This window comes from Streptomyces sp. N35 (assembly GCF_016464295.1).
Taxonomy (GTDB): domain Bacteria; phylum Actinomycetota; class Actinomycetes; order Streptomycetales; family Streptomycetaceae; genus Streptomyces.
The window spans coordinates 1-2925 of the sequence record NZ_JAEIMH010000018.1 but is presented as its reverse complement, the minus strand read 5'-3'; the positions used below and the strand labels follow the sequence as shown (position 1 = coordinate 2925).

2 protein-coding genes and 1 pseudogene are annotated in these 2925 nt (G+C 70.7%); all 3 read right to left on the bottom strand.

What is annotated here, in order from left to right:
* A pseudogene (locus tag JAO81_RS12525) lies at positions 1-584 on the bottom strand (hypothetical protein); the annotation flags it as partial.
* Between the two features lie 437 nt (positions 585-1021).
* The gene (gene metK / locus JAO81_RS12520) at positions 1022-2230 is read right to left on the bottom strand and encodes a methionine adenosyltransferase (RefSeq protein WP_199547895.1); all 1209 of its coding nucleotides are present in this window, start codon (positions 2228-2230) and stop codon (positions 1022-1024) included.
* Positions 2231-2489: 259 nt separating this feature from the next.
* On the bottom strand, positions 2490-2925 hold a 436-nt coding region (locus JAO81_RS12515; protein WP_307813321.1), incomplete at its 5' end, for a phosphopantothenoylcysteine decarboxylase.

Here is a 2925-nt window from a genome sequence, read left to right as displayed (position 1 = left end):
CGGTCCCGCCCCCAGGCCCCGCCCCGGGGCTCGGCGGGCGGGGGCGGCGCCGGCGGCGACACCTTGGCCTCCGCGCGGGCATTGCGCGGCGGAATGGCCAGCGTGAGCACGTCGGCGAGGCTGCCCGCATACCGGTCGGCGACGGCCCGCGCGAGGCCGAGCAGTTCGGGGCTCAACACGGGTTCGGGCGACACGACTTGAGCGAGGGCGGCCAACGGCCCGGTGTAGTCGGACTCGGCGATGCGCTCGATCAGATACCCGCTGATCAGACCGCCGCCTTCACGCCGGCCCCCCTGCACACGGCTCCGCCCGGCCCCGAACCGCACCCGCACCCGCACGCCCGGCTGGGCGTCGGCGTCGAGGTCGGCGGGCACGGCGTAGTCGAAGTAGCGGTCGAGATGCAGCACGCCCTTGTCGACGAGGACCCGGGCCACGGGCAGTTCAGGGGCGAGCTCGGCGCCACGCCAGGTACGGGGCTTGGCGCGCGGCACCTTGGCCTGGCGCACGGTCTCCCGGATGAGCGCGAGCTGCTCCGGCGCCGCGTCCTGCGCGTCGCTGCCGGGCTGCTCGTTCTCGCTGCTCACAGCCCCAACTTAACCAGAAGGCACTGACACCGGGCGCGCCCGAGATCCAGTCGGCGGCGGATGGTGAGCCTCTGCGTCTGCCAGTTCCGCCACACCGCGACCGAAGGTCACGGCGACGGGATTCGAACCCGTAAAGGGATAACCCGGAGAAGTATCCGCAGCCTGCGCACCGGGCGCACCCGGAGTCGGAGCCTTGAGGTCTCCCGAGATCGAAGCGGCAGCGGACCTGCACGGCCCGAGGGCCGGGATTTCCACGCACACCTGCCGGAGCAGGTGAACTCCATCGAAGTAACCGCGGCCTGCGCACCGGGAGATCCCCACCGTACGCACCAACTCCCGCCCCGCGCACCTCTTTTCCCGCGCGACCGCAAAGGGGCCACGGACGCCCACCACAGGGGGGCGCCGCGGGCGGGCCGTTGCCGCACAGCGAGAGGAGACTACAGACCGGCAGCCGTACGCAGCGCGCCCACGCGGCCCGTGCGCTCCCAGGTGAAGCCCGGCAGCGCACGGCCGAAGTGGCCGTAGGCGGCGGTCTGGGAGTAGATCGGGCGCAGCAGGTCCAGGTCGCGGATGATCGCGGCCGGACGCAGGTCGAAGACCGCGGAGATGGCTTCCTCGATCTTCTCCACCGGAACGGTGTTCGTGCCGAAGGTCTCGACGAACAGACCCACCGGTTCGGCCTTGCCGATCGCGTACGCGACCTGCACCTCGCAGCGCGAGGCGAGCTGCGCGGCGACCACGTTCTTGGCGACCCAGCGCATCGCGTACGCGGCGCTGCGGTCCACCTTCGACGGGTCCTTGCCCGAGAAGGCACCGCCGCCGTGGCGGGCCATGCCGCCGTACGTGTCGATGATGATCTTGCGGCCGGTCAGACCGGCGTCACCCATCGGACCGCCGATCTCGAAGCGGCCGGTCGGGTTGACGAGCAGGCGGTAGCCCTCGGTCTCCAGCTTGATGCCGTCCTCGAGGAGCGCCTTGAGCTCGGGCTCGACGACGAACTCGCGGATGTCGGGCGCGAGCAGCGACTCCAGGTCGATGTCGGAGGCGTGCTGCGAGGAGACGACCACGGTGTCGAGACGGACGGCCTTGTCGCCGTCGTACTCGATGGTGACCTGGGTCTTGCCGTCGGGACGCAGGTACGGGATGGTCCCGTTCTTGCGCACGTCGGACAGACGGCGCGACAGACGGTGCGCGAGGTGGATCGGCAGCGGCATCAGCTCGGGCGTCTCGTCGGTCGCGTAACCGAACATCAGGCCCTGGTCGCCGGCGCCCTGCTTGTCCAGCTCGTCGTCGTCGCCCTCGACCCGCTTCTCGTACGCGGTGTCGACGCCCTGCGCGATGTCCGGGGACTGCGCACCGATGGACACCGAGACACCGCAGGAGGCGCCGTCGAAGCCCTTCTTCGAGGAGTCGTAACCGATCTCCAGGATCTTGTCGCGCACCAGCTGCGCGATCGGCGCGTACGCCTTGGTGGTGACCTCACCCGCGACGTGCACCAGACCCGTGGTGATCAGGGTCTCGACGGCGACGCGGGACGTCGGGTCCTCGCGGAGCAGTGCGTCGAGAATGGTGTCGCTGATCTGGTCAGCGATCTTGTCGGGGTGGCCCTCGGTGACGGACTCCGAGGTGAAGAGACGACGGGACACAACGCTCCCTGGGGTTGCAGCGGCTGCTGGCTGATCATTGGCGAGGCTACCGGGAGCTGCGCCCGGCAATGCTTCGTCGACCAGTTTATCGGTCGCTTCCGGCCACTGGGCGCCGCGTCTCGCTTGATGGATGCCTTGTGACCTGCGGCACTGCATTCTGCGATACGACGATCGGTCTCCGCCAGGGCGTTGACGTCCGAATTTCGGGGGGTTTGAGGCGCCCGGTCGGGCGAAATCCGTTTCCCGGACGCCTCAGGAGTCAGCCCAGCCGCTCCCGCACCAGATCCCACACCACGTCCGCCAGGTCTTCCTTCGGCCCGAACGGCACCGGCGTCTCGGACCCGTCGGCGCCGAGCACGACCGCTTCGTTCTCCTCGGAGCCGAAGGTCTTGCGCTCGCCGACCTCGTTGACGACCAGGGGACCGCAGCCTGTGCGCCCCAGCTTGGTGCGCCCGTTGGCCAGCACGGCGGCGGTCTGGGGGGCGAAGCAGACGCCGACCTGGCCGGGGCGGGCGCGGTCGGCGGAGATCTCGGCGAGGATGTCGGGGTTGCGGACCAGGGTGATCGTCGGGTCCGCGCGGTCGTCCCTCTTCTTGATCTTCCCGGTGGCGTACTCGGCGGGCCGGAAGTCGGGGACCGCCGCGGCCATGGCCCCCGCGTCCGCGGCGGCCGGCCCCCTCCGGGCGCGCCCCCGC